Origin of the sequence: Cryobacterium flavum (assembly GCF_900103805.1) — a bacterium.
Lineage (GTDB): Bacteria > Actinomycetota > Actinomycetes > Actinomycetales > Microbacteriaceae > Cryobacterium > Cryobacterium flavum.
On record NZ_FNIB01000004.1, the window covers coordinates 121,216 to 136,594 of the forward strand.

At 66.2% G+C, this 15,379-nt stretch carries 14 protein-coding genes and 1 pseudogene; 7 read left to right on the forward strand and 8 right to left on the reverse strand.

Features of this window, described 5'->3' with window-relative positions:
• Positions 1–6: 6 nt before the first annotated feature.
• Both BLS91_RS06815 and BLS91_RS06820 read right to left on the reverse strand, forming a co-directional pair.
• Positions 7–861, reverse strand: a complete 855-nt coding sequence (locus tag BLS91_RS06815; protein WP_092339991.1) for a phosphotransferase family protein — start codon at positions 859–861, stop codon at positions 7–9.
• Between the two features lie 207 nt (positions 862–1,068).
• Positions 1,069–1,359, reverse strand: a complete 291-nt coding sequence (locus BLS91_RS06820) for a DUF4287 domain-containing protein (protein WP_092339992.1) — start codon at positions 1,357–1,359, stop codon at positions 1,069–1,071.
• 127 nt (positions 1,360–1,486) lie between these two features.
• Between BLS91_RS06820 and BLS91_RS06825 the strand changes: the two genes are divergently transcribed.
• From BLS91_RS06825 to BLS91_RS06840, 4 genes are all read left to right on the forward strand, one after another.
• The gene (locus BLS91_RS06825) at positions 1,487–2,074 is read left to right on the forward strand and encodes a DinB family protein (RefSeq protein ID WP_092339993.1); all 588 of its coding nucleotides are present in this window, start codon (positions 1,487–1,489) and stop codon (positions 2,072–2,074) included.
• Positions 2,075–2,223: 149 nt separating this feature from the next.
• Positions 2,224–3,258, forward strand: coding sequence for an NAD(P)H-dependent flavin oxidoreductase (locus BLS91_RS06830; protein ID WP_241983129.1), 1,035 nt, complete (start codon positions 2,224–2,226; stop codon positions 3,256–3,258).
• 175 nt (positions 3,259–3,433) lie between these two features.
• Positions 3,434–4,909 (forward strand): amino acid ABC transporter substrate-binding protein/permease, encoded by a 1,476-nt coding sequence (locus tag BLS91_RS06835; RefSeq protein ID WP_233206227.1) that lies wholly within the window; start codon positions 3,434–3,436, stop codon positions 4,907–4,909.
• Positions 4,906–5,649 carry an amino acid ABC transporter ATP-binding protein gene (locus BLS91_RS06840; protein ID WP_092339995.1) on the forward strand — a complete coding sequence of 248 codons (744 nt, stop codon included), beginning with the start codon at positions 4,906–4,908 and terminating at the stop codon, positions 5,647–5,649. The genes BLS91_RS06835 and BLS91_RS06840 overlap by 4 nt, the downstream gene beginning before the upstream one ends.
• 132 nt (positions 5,650–5,781) lie before the next feature.
• Here the strand turns inward: BLS91_RS06840 and BLS91_RS06845 are convergent, their stop codons facing one another.
• The 5 genes and pseudogenes from BLS91_RS06845 to BLS91_RS06870 all read right to left on the reverse strand — a co-directional run bounded on the left by BLS91_RS06845 (position 5,782) and on the right by BLS91_RS06870 (position 11,203).
• The gene (locus BLS91_RS06845; protein ID WP_092339996.1) at positions 5,782–6,825 is read right to left on the reverse strand and encodes an FUSC family protein; all 1,044 of its coding nucleotides are present in this window, start codon (positions 6,823–6,825) and stop codon (positions 5,782–5,784) included.
• Positions 6,826–6,872: 47 nt separating this feature from the next.
• Positions 6,873–8,015, reverse strand: a pseudogene (locus BLS91_RS20530) (winged helix DNA-binding domain-containing protein).
• Between the two features lie 42 nt (positions 8,016–8,057).
• Positions 8,058–9,662: a tripartite tricarboxylate transporter permease gene (locus tag BLS91_RS06860; protein WP_092339999.1), complete on the reverse strand. Its 1,605-nt coding sequence runs from the start codon at positions 9,660–9,662 to the stop codon at positions 8,058–8,060.
• Positions 9,663–10,202: a tripartite tricarboxylate transporter TctB family protein gene (locus BLS91_RS06865; protein ID WP_092340000.1), complete on the reverse strand. Its 540-nt coding sequence runs from the start codon at positions 10,200–10,202 to the stop codon at positions 9,663–9,665.
• 2 nt (positions 10,203–10,204) lie between these two features.
• A complete protein-coding gene (locus BLS91_RS06870; RefSeq protein ID WP_092340201.1) occupies positions 10,205–11,203 on the reverse strand; it encodes a Bug family tripartite tricarboxylate transporter substrate binding protein in 999 nt (332 codons plus the stop codon).
• 180 nt (positions 11,204–11,383) lie between these two features.
• Between BLS91_RS06870 and BLS91_RS06875 the strand changes: the two genes are divergently transcribed.
• Positions 11,384–13,057, forward strand: coding sequence for a sensor histidine kinase (locus BLS91_RS06875; RefSeq protein ID WP_092340001.1), 1,674 nt, complete (start codon positions 11,384–11,386; stop codon positions 13,055–13,057).
• Positions 13,050–13,736 (forward strand): response regulator, encoded by a 687-nt coding sequence (locus BLS91_RS06880; protein ID WP_167552420.1) that lies wholly within the window; start codon positions 13,050–13,052, stop codon positions 13,734–13,736. The genes BLS91_RS06875 and BLS91_RS06880 overlap by 8 nt, the downstream gene beginning before the upstream one ends.
• Before the next feature lie 14 nt (positions 13,737–13,750).
• Here the strand turns inward: BLS91_RS06880 and sepH are convergent, their stop codons facing one another.
• Positions 13,751–14,884 (reverse strand): septation protein SepH, encoded by a 1,134-nt coding sequence (gene sepH / locus BLS91_RS06885; RefSeq protein WP_092340003.1) that lies wholly within the window; start codon positions 14,882–14,884, stop codon positions 13,751–13,753.
• Between the two features lie 200 nt (positions 14,885–15,084).
• Here sepH and BLS91_RS06890 point away from each other — a divergent pair, with 200 nt between their 5' ends.
• The gene (locus BLS91_RS06890) at positions 15,085–15,378 is read left to right on the forward strand and encodes a DUF4193 domain-containing protein (RefSeq protein ID WP_092112645.1); all 294 of its coding nucleotides are present in this window, start codon (positions 15,085–15,087) and stop codon (positions 15,376–15,378) included.
• The last annotated feature ends 1 nt before the right edge of the window (position 15,379 follow it).

Here is a 15,379-nt window from a genome sequence, read left to right on the forward strand (position 1 = left end):
GCTTCGTTAACGAGCCAGCAGGAGTATCCATTCGGTCAGGCGTCGACGCAGCCCGGCACCATCCAGGTCGATGCGACCGAGGTCCTGATAGTTGGGCGCCCAGGTTTCCACCCGGGGGTAGGCCTTCAGGGCGGCGAACTGGTCCCAGCGGGCAACCTCGGGGGTGGGGGAGCCGAAGGCATCGTCGTAGGCGCGGGTGAATTCCTCGGCCACGGTCACGTCGTAGAGAAACACGAGGTCCTGGCGGCACCAGGCCAGGTCGTAGCCGCGCGGCGCGCGGCCGGCTCCCGACCAATCCACGATCCCGGTGAGGTGGCCCTCATGCCAGACAGTATTGCCCGACCAGAAGTCGTTGTGGGTGAGCACTCGCGGTTCGTCGTGGAGCTCTGTCCAGACCGGATGCATCGGTGACGTGGCCGCTGGCTCGGTGAACAGCTCGGGGAGCGACGAGTCAACGGCCATAAAGTGGATGCGCGCAAGCGCCTGCCCGAGTTGCCGGGCGAAGTCCTGCGGGTCCTGCGGGGTAATCGAAGCCCGACCCGGAAGCAGCGTCGTGACGATGAGCGGGCATCCGTTCGGTATCCCGTCAACTTTCGCCGTGCCGTCTGGGTCGGCGGCGAGCAGTTGCGGTGACAGCTCACCAAGATCGCCCAGCCCTGCAAGCACCTGAATCTCGCGGCGCACAGCGTTGTCACCGGGCGGGAACTCGCGCAGCACGAACTCGGCGCCATCGACTGTTCCGACGACGTTCGTTGTGGCGTGGGTGCCGCCGGGAAGCGTGCGCACCCAGTGCAGCTCGGAGACGGCGAGTTGCCGGGCGACCCACTCGAGCACGCCGGGGGAGACGGAGACGGAATTCATGCTCTAAAGCTACGCGTCTCAAGCTGCCTGACCTGCGGTCGAGTTGAGGCACCGCGAGATGACAACTTCGGTTCCGTGCTGTCCCTGGCCACGGGGCCGAAGGTGTCGTCTCGACGTTGACGTCCAACGTCCATGGGGCCGAACGTGTCGTCTGGCCCCGCGAACGTTCCCCGCGTCGGTGAGCCCGACCGCGCCCCCTCGCAGGAGTCACGCCGGGTGGGAGGACTTGCCGTCGAGCCACAGTTCGACGGACTCGTCGCGGTGCACGCCGTCGGTTCCGACGTGCTTCTCGCTGATCGTTGTGCCGTTCTTGATCACGTAGACGAGCGCCATCGCGTGGCCGCGCCCCAGACCGTAATCGGACTTGAGCCAGTCGATGATGGTGCCGGCCTTCGTCGCTGGGTCATCGAAACCCCGTTGGTGGGCGATGCCGACCAGGGTGCGCGGCGTCAGCCCGGTCTTCTCCTCGATCGCGTCGAGGTAAGCCTGAAACGACATGGGAGCCTCCTGAGTGAACAGCCTGTTGTCAGATAGTACGCAGATTTCGCGCCCGACCGGGTGATGGCGACGGCAGGCGTCCGCTTCCGGCCTATGCGGGACCGAGGCATACTGCAAAGCTAAGGACATGGACGATTCTGCGGAGAAGACGACGCTCATGCACTACCTGGCTTCTGGTCGTGAGGCCCTCATCTGGAAGCTCGACGGGCTCAGCGAGTACGACGTGCGGCGCCCGCTCGTGCCGACCGGCACCAACCTCCTGGGCCTGATCAAACACGTCGCGAGCGTCGAGGCCGGCTACTTGGGCGACACCTTCGGGCGACCGTTCGGGGAGGCGCTGCCCTGGCTCGACGATGAGGCCGAGATCAATGCGGATATGTGGGCAACGCCCGAGCAATCCAGGGGCTGGGTGATCGACCTGTTCCGAAGGGTCGGCGAGCACTCCGCCGCCACCATTGAGGCGCTGCCGCTCAACGCGCCGGGACGCGTGGCCTGGTGGCCGCCGGAGCGCAGCAACGTGACGCTGCACCAGATTGTCGTGCACATCCTCGCCGAGACGCACCGGCACGCGGGGCACGCCGACATCGTGCGCGAACTCATCGATGGCGCTATGGGCCTGCGCGCCGACAATAGCAACCTCCCGCCCGGTGATGCTGCCTGGTGGCAGGCTTATCGGGAACGGCTGGAAGCGGCGGCCCGGTCGGTACGACTCTAGAGAGGATGCCCCAGCGGTCGTGGCACCGCCCCGATCTGTGCCAAGGTGCAAGAGGGGAACGGCTGATTCGGGCCCGCCGCTACAGTCCGACGCCAAATAGATCATCATTCCAGCTGCTGGAACAACGGTCTAATCTATTGAGGAGCCCCGTGTTCACCCTGACAGCCCTTGAGATTCCTATCATTGCGGCCCCGATGGCCGGCGGAGCCTCGACTCCGAACCTCGCCTGTGCCGTCAGTGAGGCCGGCGGCTTGGGCTTTCTGGCCGGCGGCTACAAGACGCCAGAGGCTCTCGCTGAGCAGATCGTCGACGTGCAGCAGCGCACCGACCACGCGTTCGGCGTCAACCTGTTCATTCCGCAGCCACCGTTGACCGACCGCGCCGCCGTCGAGACCTACCGCGATGCGCTGGGTCGCGAGTACTCCGCCGCCACGTTCGGCGAGATCGCCGACGCCGACGACGATTGGTTCGCTGAGAAGGTGGCCGTGGTCATCGAGCACCGGGTCCCCGTGCTCTCCTTCACCTTCGGTCTGCCGCCGCGAGATGCAGCAGAGCGGATGCACACGGCCGGTTCGTTCCTGATCGCCACCGTGACATCGGTGGCCGAAGCCCTGCAGGCCGTGGACCGTGGCGTCGACGCGCTCTGCGTGCAGGGGCCGGAATCCGGTGGGCACCGGGCAACATTCACGACGAGCGACGAACCGGGCACCCTGGCACTGGGGGAGCTGTTGATCGCGATTCGCGAGGTCGTGACGCTGCCGCTGATCGCGGCGGGCGGCATCCACTCTGGCGGGCAGATCGCGTCGCTGCTGGCCAACGGCGCCGCGGCCGTGCAACTCGGCACGGCGTTCCTCCGTACCGACGAGTCGGGCGCGAACCCGGCGCACCAGAGCGCCCTCCTCGACCCGCGCTTCACCGAGACCGTTATCACCCGGGCCTTTTCCGGCCGGCCGGCGCGAGGCCTGAGCAACGCGTTCATCACCGCCCACGATGCCAGCGCGCCGCACGAGTATCCGCAGGTGCATCACCTCACCAAGGGCCTCCGAGCGGATGCCGCCCGTCGCGGCGACCCCCACGGCCTCGCTCTCTGGGCCGGCACCGGCTTTCGTGAGGCGAGCACCGGCCCCGCGGCAGCGGTGCTCTTGGGTCTCTGGATCGATGCGCGCGCTGCCGTCAGCTCGTAGACACATGCCTGACCGGCCTGAGGTCCGCTGAAAACCTGAGCGGCGTGCACCCCAAGGTAGGCTCGTTCGACAGGGTGTGCAGCATCCGCTACCCGGTAGATCAGCGTCGATCGGCGCGAAACACCCCTCTGGCCGCTAGGTGCGATCAGATCGTACGACAAGAAATGGCTCTCCTTTGCGCAAAATAACTAAATTCCGGGCGGCAAAGCTCACGGTCGCCGTCACGGCGCTGCTGGCTCTCGCCGGCGGATTCGTCGGCATCAGCGCCGCAGCCGCCAGCCAGCCCCAGGCTAAACCGAACACCGAGGTCACCGGCGAAACCTACGTCATCGGAACCGATACGACCTTTGCGCCGTTCGAGTACCGCAAAGACGGTGAACTGACCGGCATCGACATGGACCTCATTCGCGACATCGCAAAGAACCAGGGTTTCACCGTCGAGATCAAGTCGCTCGGCTTCGACGCCGCTCTGCAAGCGTTGCAGTCCAACCAGGTCGACGGCGTCATCGCCGGCATGTCGATCACCGATGAACGGGGGCTCATCTTCGACTTCTCCGACCCGTACTTCGACTCCGGCGTGCAGATGGCCGTCGCCGAAGACAACACGAAGATCTCCGGGTACGCCGACCTGGCCGGCGAGAACGTCGTCGCCAAGCGGGGCAGTGAGGGCGAGACCTTCGCCAATTCGATCAAGGACGAGTACGGCTTCACTGTCAAGGCTCTGGCCGACTCGGCAACGATGTACGACGACGTCAAGGCCGGCAACTCCGTTGCGGTCTTCGACGACTATCCGGTGCTCGCCTACGGCATCAATCAGAACAACGGCCTGAAGTCGGTCACCGAGAAGGAGCAGGGCAGTTCCTACGGCTTCGCCGTCAACAAGGGCCAGAACCCCGAACTCCTCGCCGCATTCAACACCGGCCTCGCCGAACTGAAGACCAGCGGCGAGTACCAGGACATTCTCGATACCTACCTGGAGCAGCCGGCACCGGCCGCGTCATCGGGATTCTTCGGCCTGCTCAGCGACAGCCTGCCCGCCCTGATGAAGGGCCTCGGGCTCACCCTGCTCGCGACCGCGCTCTCCATTGTGATTGCCCTCGTGCTGGGCGTGCTGTTCGGATTCTTCAAGGTCTCGGAGAGCCGCGTGCTGCGCGGTATCGCGAGCGTCTACGTCAGCATCTTCCGTGGCACCCCGCTGCTGGTGCAGGCGTTCTTCTTCTACTTCGGCCTGCCGCAGCTCACCGGGCAGTCCATCGACGTGCTCACCGCCGGTGTGCTCACCCTGAGCCTCAACGCCGGTGCCTACATGACCGAAATCGTGCGCGGTGGCATCCAGTCAGTCGACCCCGGCCAGACCGAAGCCGGCCGCAGCCTCGGTCTCGGCTACGTGACCACCATGCGCCGCGTCGTACTGCCGCAGGCCGTGAAAATCATGACGCCGTCCTTCATCAACCAGTTCGTGATGACCCTGAAAGACACCTCGCTCCTGGCCGTGATCGGATTCGCCGAACTCACCTACCAGGGCCAGCAGATCTACGCCGCGAACTTCCGCACCGGTGAGACCCTGCTGATCGTGGCCGCGCTGTACTTCATCGTCATCAACCTGCTCACCATGCTCTCCAACAAGCTCGACAAGAGGTTCAACAAATGAGCAAGATCAGCGTCAGCAAGATTTCAGTACGTGGTCTCCGCAAGTCGTTCGGCTCCAACGAGGTGCTCAAGGGCCTCGACGTCGAGATTATCGAGGGCGAGGTCGTCTGCGTGATCGGCCCGTCGGGTTCCGGCAAGTCCACTTTTCTACGCTGCCTGAACAAGCTCGATGAGCTGAGCGCGGGCACGGTCATCGTCGACGGCTTCAACCTGAGCGACAAGACGGTCGATCTCAATGAGGTGCGTCAGCACATCGGCATGGTCTTCCAGCACTTCAACCTGTTTCCGCACATGACCGTGCTGCAGAACATCATGCTGGCCCCGGTCGAGCTGAAGAAGGAATCCACAGCGGATGCCCGCGCCAGCGCCCTGAAACTGCTCGACCGGGTAGGCCTCGCCGACAAAGCGACGGCCCGCCCCGCGCAGCTGTCCGGCGGCCAGAAGCAGCGCGTTGCGATCGCCCGGTCGCTCGCCGTGAACCCCGACATCATGCTGTTCGACGAGGCGACGAGCGCGCTCGACCCCGAAATGGTCGGCGAAGTATTGCAGGTTATCCGGGACCTCGCCGCCGAGGGCATGACCATGGTCGTCGTCACCCACGAGATGGGATTCGCCCGCGAGGTCGCCGACCGGGTCATCTTCATGGCCGACGGCGTCATCGTCGAGGAGGGCACCCCGGCCGAGCTGTTCGGCAACCCGCAACAACCGCGCACCCAGGACTTCCTCTCCAAGGTGCTCTAGCGGGTTCCGACCGCGCCCGCTTCGGCGTCGCTCATTCATGGCCGCGCCCGATACTGGGTGGCCGCTACGGAACCGCCGTAGCGGTCACCCGTTTCGGGCGCGTTCATGGCCGCGCGGCCAGTGCGACCGCGTTTAGGCGCGGTCGCCGACGATCTCCTCGCGCACCCGGCGTAGGTCTTCCATCAGCGAACCGATCAGAATCCAGTGGTCGGGGTGCGGCGTCACGATGCGCAGCGGCGCGGTCAGGGCGAGAACTTCGGGCGCCGGCGGTTCCGGCACGACCGAGAGGTCGCCCTCGGCTCGGGCGAGCAGCGCGAGGTCGTGCGCCGCCCGCGCCAGCTCCCGGGAGAAGGCCTGAACGCTCGGCTCGTACTGCAGCGACTCGTCGTAGTGATCGTGCAGGGCCCGGGTCATGCCGATCGCGCGCGTCACAAGCGTCGGCAACCGCTCGATCATGTCGTGATCGGCGTCGAGTGCTACCCGCAGCTTGGCCTTGCGCGGGTTGAGCATGAGGCTCTCCTCGGCCTGGGCGATGGCCTTCTCCGCCGACACCAGCATCGGCCGCAGCAGCCGGGCCTTGATCATCAGTTCCATCAGGTCGATCGGGGTCTGCGGGGTGCGCAGGGCCTCGGCGATGCGATCGAAAGTGTCTGCCAGCTCGCGTGCCAGCAGGCCGACGGCGTCGCGCGCGGGCGCGACCAGCACCGGGGGAACGATGAGCGCATTGATGATCAGGGCGATTCCGGCGCCGATGAAGGTCTCAATGATGCGGTCGAGGGCGTAGCCGGGCGTCGTGGCACCGAGGGCGAGCACGAGCATGGCGCTGATCGGAATCTGACTGGCCGACACCGGGGAGAGTCGCAGCGCCCAGGCTACGAGGATGCTCACCACGATCGTGCCGAGCACGACCCAGCTGGACTGGCCCAGGAAGAACCCGATCGAGGAGGCGATGATGACGCCACCGATGACCCCGGCGGTGCGTTCGATCGCGCGGCCGAGGGTCTGGTTGACGCTCGGCTGCACCACGAGCAGGGCTGCGATCGCAGCGAAAATGGGCAGGTCGCTCGGCAGGAGCAACTGGGAGGCGAGCCAGGCCAGTCCGACGGCGACGGCCATCTTGACGACCTGCAGCATCGGGAGTCGTTTGGAGATGCGCAGGGCCGAGGTTAGTTTCACTGGTCAAGGCTAACCCGTAGACCGCAGAGTGAGACGGATGCCGGCTCTTACCTGTTCGGAGTCGGTTCCGGCCGAACCGGCAGGTCGAGAAACCGGGCGTAGTCGGCGACGGCCCGTTCGAAGTCGCGCTGGGTCTTCTCCGCCCGCGTCCGTGCCGCGGCAGTGCCCGGCTCCTCGAACAGCGAGGCCTCGCAGGTGACCCCCGACGCCGCAATCTTCTTGCGCCAGGTGCCCACGATCTGCCCGTTCGTGACCACGAGCGGCAGAAAGATGCCGTTCAGCCCCGGCACGACCCGCAGGAGGTTCTCCGCGGAGACCACGTGCGTGCGGTCCCGGTACCCCAGCAGGTACTCGTCGAACCCGGGCAGCGCAAGCACCGGCGTGTGCTGGCGCAGGCCGGCCGGCACTCCGGCATCCGCTGTCTCGTCAGAGAGAAAGTGGGCGACGCCGTCGACCTAAACTTCGGTGAGCCGCTCTCTGGCCACGGCGAGGCCGGTTTTCGCGTCGGCGACCGTCAGCTGCGACCACCAGGCGAAGTCGACCAGGGTCGCCGGGCCGTGGCCCAGAAAATAGCGGTAGACGAATTCACCGAGCGCTTCGTCACGTTCGAGGCGGCGCGGGTTCGGTACCCATTCATCGAGCAGCACGAGCCCCTGCTGGGTACCGATCTGACGGCCCCAGCACAGGGTTCCGGTCAGGGCGAGGTGGGCGATCGTGTGGTAGCCGCGCTGGCTCTCGGTCGACAGCCCGGCTGCCTGCAGCATGGTCATGAATTCGGCGCGGCTGAGTTGCTTCTGTCCGGTCAGGGCGGCGAAAGCGGCCTCCCGCGCCCGCTCCAGCACGGTTGCGTCGAGTCCGAGCCGCTCATTGATCGTGCGCGTCTTCTGGAGTAGGCGCGGGGTCGTCAGTCCCTGCATCCAGCCCAGTTCCCGGGCCGGCACAAAGTGCAGGGTGCCGCGCATCGGCCAGGATCGCACGATCTCGCCGGCCGAAACGGATGCCTGCAGCTGGCTGCGCGTCGTGCCGGGGGAGCGCACCCCGAGGGCCCACTGTCCGGCCGGGTAGTCCTGGGCCTGCACCGCGAGCATCCGCTCGGTGACCGCGATCGCATCGGCCAGCGGTTGCCCGGCCAGCCCCTGGGCTCCGAGGCGAAGGCGAACGACGTCGGCGCGGGAGAGGGCAGCTGGCATGACACCAGTATGCCGACTCCCGCGCCGTCGTAGCCGGTTGGGCTAGTTTCCGCGCCGACTCGGGCGCACCGCCCGAATCACCCGGGCACTGCCATCGGAGGTCTGGGTGCCGAAGGCATCGAACTGGTCCTCAGGGGGACCGTCGGTCGGCCCGGCCCCACGACCGAACCGCTGGCGCAGCGCCTTGATCACGGGCGGAACCACGAGGAACAGAACGATCACGGTGTACACGACGACCGCGAGCGGTTCGCTCAGCAGCGCTGCCGGGTCGCCGGCGCTGATCTGCAGTGCGCGGCGCAGCTGGCGTTCCATCTCCGGGCCGAGGATGGCACCGACGATGATCGGCAGCACCGGAAACCCGAAGCGGCGGGCCATGTAGCCGAGCGCACCGAGCAGCAGCAGGATCAGAATGTTGAAGGTCTGCATGCCGGCCGCGTAGGCGCCGAGGGTCGCGAAGAACAGGATGCCAGCATAGAGATACGGCCGCGGGATGCGCAGGAGCTTGGCCCAGAGCGGTGCGAGCGGCAGGTTGAGCGCGAGTAGCAGGGTGTTGCCGATGAACAGGCTCGCGATCAGGGTCCAGACCAGCACCGGTTCGGTCTGGAACAGCAGCGGACCGGGGTGGATGCCGTACTGGTTGAACGCGGCGATCATGACCGCGGCGGTCGCCGTGGTCGGCAGGCCGAGCGTCAGCAGCGGCACCAGAGTTCCGGCGGCGGAGGCGTTATTGGCTGCTTCCGGTCCGGCGACGCCCTCGATCGCGCCGTGGCCGAACTGCTCTGGATGCTTGGACAGCTTCTTCTCGGCCACGTAGGAGAGAAATGTGGGGATCTCCGCGCCGCCGGCCGGAATCGCACCGAACGGAAAGCCGATGACGGTGCCGCGCAGCCATGGCTTCCAGGAACGCTTCCAGTCGTCCTTGCCCATCCACGGCACTCCGACTGGAATCGTTGCCGGCGTGCCGTGGCGCAGGTGGGCGGCGATCCAGAGGGCTTCACCGATCGCGAACAGGGCCACGGCGATCACGACGACGTCGATGCCGCCGGAGAGCAACGGCTGCCCAAAGGTCAGCCGTGCCTGGCCGGTTGTTGCGTCGAGTCCGACGAGTCCGATCGTGAGGCCGATAAAGAGCGAGGCGAGCCCGCGAATACGGCTGGAACCGAGCACGGTGCTCACCGCAACGAACGCGAACACCATCAGTGCGAAGTACGAGGGAGCTCCAAGGCCGATGGCGACCGCCACAACGAAGGGGGCGACGAGTACGAGCGCTCCGGTGGCCAGTGTGCCGGCAACGAAGGAGCCGATCGCGGCCGTCGCCAGCGCCTGGGCACCGCGCCCGGCCTTGGCCATCTTGTTGCCTTCGAGCGCCGTGACCACCGAGGAGGATTCACCGGGGGTGTTGAGCAGAATCGAGGTCGTCGACCCGCCGTACATGCCGCCGTAGTAGATGCCGGCGAACATGATGAGAGAGCCGGTCACGTCGAGCGCGTAGGTGAGCGGCAGCAGCAGGGCAACGGTCATGGCCGGGCCGATGCCCGGCAGCACGCCGACGGCGGTGCCGAGCAGCACGCCGATGAGGGCGAACAGCAGGTTCTGCAGGGTCAGCGCGTTGCCGAAGCCCTCCATCAGAAGGGTGAGGTTGTCCATTTAGAGAATTCCCGTCAACAGGCCGGCCGGCAGATTGATGCCGAGGCCCAGTACAAAGCCGTAAAACGTGCCGACGGCGAGCAGAATGCCGATCACGAGCGCCCAGACGAAGCGCCTTGAGCCGAGCAGCAGGGCGGAGCCGTAGAACAGCAGCGCACTGCCGATCACGAATCCGAGAAAGTCCATGGTGAGGGCGAAGACCAGAATCAGGCCGCCGAGGCCGAAGACAGTCGGCCAGTGGGCCTTCTGTGAGAGGTCGATGTCCTCACCGTCTTCGGCCTCAGCGTGGCCGCCCCGCAGTACAGAGATCGCGAGGGCAATCGCACACAGGCCCAGGCCGATCGCGATGATCGTGGGAACGACCTGCGGTCCCATCACGCCGGCGTTGATGGCGGTGTGACGGATGTTCGCGGTATCGACCGCGATCACGATCGCGATTACGGCGAGCAGGGCGGCGACTCCGAGCTCGGAGCGACCGTGCAGGCGAGCCTGCAGGCGTCCTCGTAGCCCGGATTGTGCGTCTGTAGTGGGGGCGGTCATTCTTAGACTAGGCCCAGGGTCTTCAGCACGTCCGCGACGCGGGTGTCCTGCTCGGTAAGGAAGGTGCTGAAGTCGTCGCCGGTGATGAATGCGTCGGTCCAGCTGTTGTCCTCCAGAACCTGCTTCCACTCCGGGCTGTCGTGCATGGCGGTGACGGCTCCGACGAGGCGCGCGATTTCAGCGTCGGTCAGTCCGGGTGCGGCCAAAAGTCCGCGCCAGTTCGTGAAGACCAGGTCGATGCCCTCTTCGGTGAGGGTGGGGGCGTCGATGACGGGAACGCGCTCCTCGCTCGTGACGGCGAGTACCCGCAGGTCGCCCGACTTCACCTGTTCCAGAAATTCACCGTAACCCGAGGCGCCGAACTGCAGCTTGCCGCCGAGGATGGCCGGCAGCAGTTCGCCGCCGCCGTCGTAGGCCACGTAGTTGACGGCGGTCGGGTCGATGCCGACGGCATCCGCGAGCTGCATCGGCAGCAGGTGGTCAGGGCCGCCCGGGGAGGAACCGCCGCCGACGGCGAAGGTGGCCGGGTCGGCTTTCCACGCGGTGACGAGGTCGTCGATGGTTTGGTAGGGGGAGTCAGCGGCGACGAAGATGGCGCCGGCTTCTTCGATGAGTCCGGCGATCGGGGTCGCGTCGGCCACCTTGGCATCGCCCTCGTTGGTGTACGCGGCGCCGACGACGCCGAGCCCCATCATGAGCAGAAAGTTGGCGTTACCGGTTTCGGTCAGGGTGCGGGCCAGGCCCACGGTTCCGCCGGCACCGGCCAGGTTGGTGACCTCTGTACCGGTGGCCAAACCCAGGTCGTCCATCACCTTGACCGCGGCGCGGCCGGTGACGTCATAACCGCTGCCCGCGGCATTGGGGATCATGACCTGCAGGTTCTCGATCGGGCCGCTGTCGGCGGCCTCGGTGTTCTTCGCGCTCGTGACTCCGCAGGCGCTGAGGGCGAGTGCCACGACCCCGGCGAGAACAACGGTGCCGGCCGTGCGGCGTGAACGCATGGTGCGTGCTGTGATTGGCATGCTTGAATCCTCTTCGATTTCTGGCGAGCCTCTTTGCTGGCCGAGATCAGCCTGTGTGGTGGGCCGGTCGGACACAACTTGTGGCCTTAGTGAACGTTGTGTAGCTTGCGGTTGCGATCAGTGATTTCGGTTTGCCCCTTGCATGGGGCACTATCTCTTATGGCCAAAGACGATCGAGAGCAGCTGACCCGGCGCGGGTCGGGCTTCCGTTCGAGCCGTCTCAGCCTCACCCGCCAGCTCTTGCTGTTTCAACTCAGCCTGATCGGGCTCGTTCTGGTCGCTGTCACGGCCATCTCGCTGGAACAGACCCGCACCAGCTTCGAGAGCGGCGCCCAACGTCGCATGCTCACCGTCGCCGAATACACCGCAGCCAACCCGCTCGTACGCAGCCTGCTCTCCAGTAAGGCGGTGCCCCAGCAGTTCTCGGTGCCGGTCGAGTCCCTCCGTACCACCACGGGGGTAGACCAACTGCTCATAACGGATGTTGACGGCCGCGTGATCGCCTCACCCGCCGATCCGCGGCTGCTCACCACTGACCTGGCTATCGACCCGACGCCCGACGAGTCGGACGCCGCGTGGGCCGGCATCGCGCCGATCGGCACCAATGATTATGTGGTCGCGCAGGTTCCGGTGCTGTCCAATGCCGGGGAGGTCGTGGGCTCCGTGGTCGCCGCCCGCCAGTTCCCAGCCCTAGCCGATCTGCTCGCGAGCGCGGTGCCGAACCTGCTGACCTATGTCGGGGTGGCGGGGGTGCTCGGCGTGACGGGGTCGCTGCTGCTGGCCGCGCGGGTGAAACGGCAGACGCTCGGGCTCGAGCCGGAGCAGATCGGCCGGCTGGTGGAGCACCGGGATGCCATGATCCACGGCATCCGGGAGGGAATGATCGCCGTCGACACCGACGGGCTCATCACACTCGCCAACGACAGCGCCCGCACACTGCTCGGTCTGCCGGCTGATGCAGAAGGCCGGGCGATCGACACGGTGGGCCTCGACGACGAGGCGGTGCGGGCGCTGCGCCCGCTGGAGGTCGGTGAAATCGATACGGTGTTCGTGAACCGCGGGGTGCTGCTCGTGCTCAACCAGACGCTTATCCACCCGCCTCGGTCCCGGCCGGAGGTTGTGACGACCCTGCGTGACCGCACCGAGCTGGTCACGCTGCAGCACGACCTGGGCAGCAGCCGACAGGCGACCGACACCCTGCGCGCGCAGACCCACGAGTTCGCCAACCGGCTGCACACCATTTCGATGCTCATGCAGCTCGGCGACACCGAAGCGGCGGTGGAATACGTTGACGCCGTCACCCGTGACCGCACCGAGCTCGACAATTCGGTCTTGACTCGGCTCCAGGAGCCGGCGGTAGCCGCGCTCGTGATCGCCAAAACGTCCCTGGCCCGCGAACGCGGCGCGACGCTTGTCTTATCGCCCGAATCGAACCTGGGCCGGGTCGATGCCGAGCTCTCCACCGACCTGGTCACCGTGCTTGGGAACCTGGTCGACAACGCCCTCGACGCCGTCACCGGCGCTCGGGAACGCGATGTGCGGATCGATGTGCAGACCGACCCTGGCGTCCGCGCCGTGCGGGTGAGGGTGAGGGATTCAGGGCCGGGCATCGACGTCGCCCTCATCGACCGGGTGTTCGAGGTGGGAGTCACGAGCAAATCGGCACTCGCCGGGGGGGACGCCCATGGTTACGGACTCGCTATCGTGCGCCTCATCGCGACGCGTCGCGGGGGCACGGTGGGCTATCGGGCCGATCAGGGCACCGTGTTCGAGGCCGTGCTGCCGTACGACGCGGCCGGGTTGGTCGAGAGCGAGGAACCGACCCGTGTGTGACGTGCTGGTCGTCGACGACGATTTCATGGTGGCGCGTGCCCACGAACGCATTGTTTCCGAGCAGCGCGGTTTCACCGTGGTCGGTGTTGCGGCGACCGGGTCGGACGCGCTGGCTCAAATTGCCCAGAAGGCGCCGCACCTCGTGCTTCTCGACATGTACCTGCCCGATATGACCGGGCTCGACGTGATCCGCCGGGCACGCGAAGCCGGACGCGATGTTGACTTTCTCGTGCTCAGCGCCGCCCGGGAGGCCGAAATGGTCACCGCGGCGCTGCAGGGCGGCATCGTTAGTTATCTGCTCAAACCGTTCAAGATTACCGAGCTGCAAGCCCGGTTGGCCGCATACGCCGAGCGGCGCCGACTGCTCGATGGCACCGGTGATTTGAGCCAGAGCGATCTCGACCAGGCGCTCGGGCGCGCATCCGCTCTTTCGATCGACAAGGCAGTCTCCGCGCTGCCGAAAGGCCTGAGCAAGGAGACGGCAGCGCTGACCGCTGCCGCCCTGTCGGCCAGCGACCCCGACCTGGCCGCTTCGGAGTGCGCCGAACTTCTCGGCCTGTCGCGCGTAGTCGCTCGCAAATATCTGGAGTATTTCGTGACGATAGGGCAGGCTGCGGTCAGCCTGCGTTACGGCCAGACCGGCCGGCCGCAGCGTCGCTACGCCTGGCTGGCCGGCTGAACGCCGGCTACGGCTCAGCTGAGGTCGTCGTCGGTGCGGGCACCGAACACGATCTCGTCCCAGCTCGGCATCGAGGCTCGGCCGCGCTTGGGCGTGGTGCGACCGTGGTTGGTGCGTTCCTGGGCCCTGGCCGCCTGGTTGGCCCAGGCGTTGCCGGTTGGCTCCGGTGTGGTGGCCGGAGCAGCACTGGACTCATCGGTGGCCGCGGCATCCGTGAGTGCAGCGTCGACCGGCGTCGCCCGACGCGGGCGCAACGGCTGTGCTGGGGCGGGCACCGAAACGGATGCCGTCTCCCCGCTCGACGCCGCCTCGCGTTCGCCGCGGCGGCGACGCAGAGACTCCAGCAGGTCGGCGGTTTCGCTCATGTTCGAGGCCGGCTCTGCAGCGCGCTTGATCGCAGCTTTCGACACCGCGTCGTCCCGGCTCAGTGAGCGGGAGTACGGCACTACCTCCAGGTTGGGGCTGGTGTCGTTCAGAATCTCGTCGGCGAGGGATTCCTTGAAGTTGAAGGCGTTGCTGTCGAACCGGGACACGTCGGCGGCGCTCGTCTCGGAGCCGACGGCGCGCAGGCGCGGAATCAAGGAGCCCTTGAGTTCGCCCTGCTGCGACAGTGCGACGGCCTCGCTGCCGACCGGAGACAGGGAGTTCTTCTTCGGTTCGAAACCCCAGCGGGCGTCGTGGTCGATCTCGTCGGCGGTGAACGACAACTTGACGATCCACCCGCCGCCGGGCTCCTTCCAACTCGCCCAGCGCTCACCGGTGGCACCGAGTGAGGCGAGGCGTTCCCGAATAACCGAACCGAAGTTGACATTCTCGTCGATCGGGTCCGGATCGATGGCGGTGTGCACCGGAACGCTCAACGCCGAGGAGACGATGTACTCCCGTTCGGCCACGACCGGGCCTTCGAAACGGCGCACGTACTCGAGCGATGCGCCAGTGACCGCGGCGACATCCTCGGCGGACATGCCGGAGCGAATGTGCGCCTGAACTTCCCGCGGGGAAAGCTTGGGAGCGTTGACGCGTTCCGTCTGGGTTTGGCGAAGCCGGGACTGGAGAACCTCGTCGATGGCGATGCGATACCGGTCGCCATCTTCGGACGCTGCGAGCAGCGCACCGTTCTCAACCCCAATAACCTTCAATTCCTGCATGAAGACAAGCCCTCTCGCGATTACCGTTGGTTGCAAGACTGCCACGGGTTGATGCCTTTTTGCGGGAATACGCCGGGCGTGCCGCAAGTTGTTTCTTCGTGTCCGAATAAAAACATTGGCGGACGGTTTGCTATTCCGTCTGGATTGTTGGAAACTGTGCCCGCCGATTTCGTTTATCGGCGTAACTGAAATGGATGGGCATGGCAACCGATTACGACGCACCCCGAAAGACTGAAGACGACTCTGAGTCGATCGAGGCCCTCAAGGAACGTGTGCCAGACAAGATGTCCGGCAGCGTTGATGTCGATGACTCCGACAACCCCGGTGGGTTCGACCTTCCGGGCGCCGACCTGTCCGACCTGGACCTTGATGTCGTCGTTCTGCCCGCGCAGGCCGACGAGTTCACCTGCGTGAATTGCTTCCTCGTGAAGCACCGCTCGCAGATGGGACACGAGACCAAGCTCGGCACCGTCTGTCTGGAGTGCGACTCCTAAA

Coding starts and splice junctions, on each gene's coding strand:
- BLS91_RS06875 (WP_092340001.1), top strand. CDS start 11,384: ATGGCCAAAGACGATCGAGAGCAGCTGACCCGGCGCGGGTCGGGCTTC.
- BLS91_RS06860 (WP_092339999.1), bottom strand. CDS start 9,662: ATGGACAACCTCACCCTTCTGATGGAGGGCTTCGGCAACGCGCTGACC.
- BLS91_RS06870 (WP_092340201.1), bottom strand. CDS start 11,203: ATGCGTTCACGCCGCACGGCCGGCACCGTTGTTCTCGCCGGGGTCGTG.
- BLS91_RS06825 (WP_092339993.1), top strand. CDS start 1,487: ATGGACGATTCTGCGGAGAAGACGACGCTCATGCACTACCTGGCTTCT.
- sepH (WP_092340003.1), bottom strand. CDS start 14,884: ATGCAGGAATTGAAGGTTATTGGGGTTGAGAACGGTGCGCTGCTCGCA.
- BLS91_RS06820 (WP_092339992.1), bottom strand. CDS start 1,359: ATGTCGTTTCAGGCTTACCTCGACGCGATCGAGGAGAAGACCGGGCTG.
- BLS91_RS06815 (WP_092339991.1), bottom strand. CDS start 861: ATGAATTCCGTCTCCGTCTCCCCCGGCGTGCTCGAGTGGGTCGCCCGG.
- BLS91_RS06840 (WP_092339995.1), top strand. CDS start 4,906: ATGAGCAAGATCAGCGTCAGCAAGATTTCAGTACGTGGTCTCCGCAAG.
- BLS91_RS06890 (WP_092112645.1), top strand. CDS start 15,085: ATGGCAACCGATTACGACGCACCCCGAAAGACTGAAGACGACTCTGAG.
- BLS91_RS06865 (WP_092340000.1), bottom strand. CDS start 10,202: ATGACCGCCCCCACTACAGACGCACAATCCGGGCTACGAGGACGCCTG.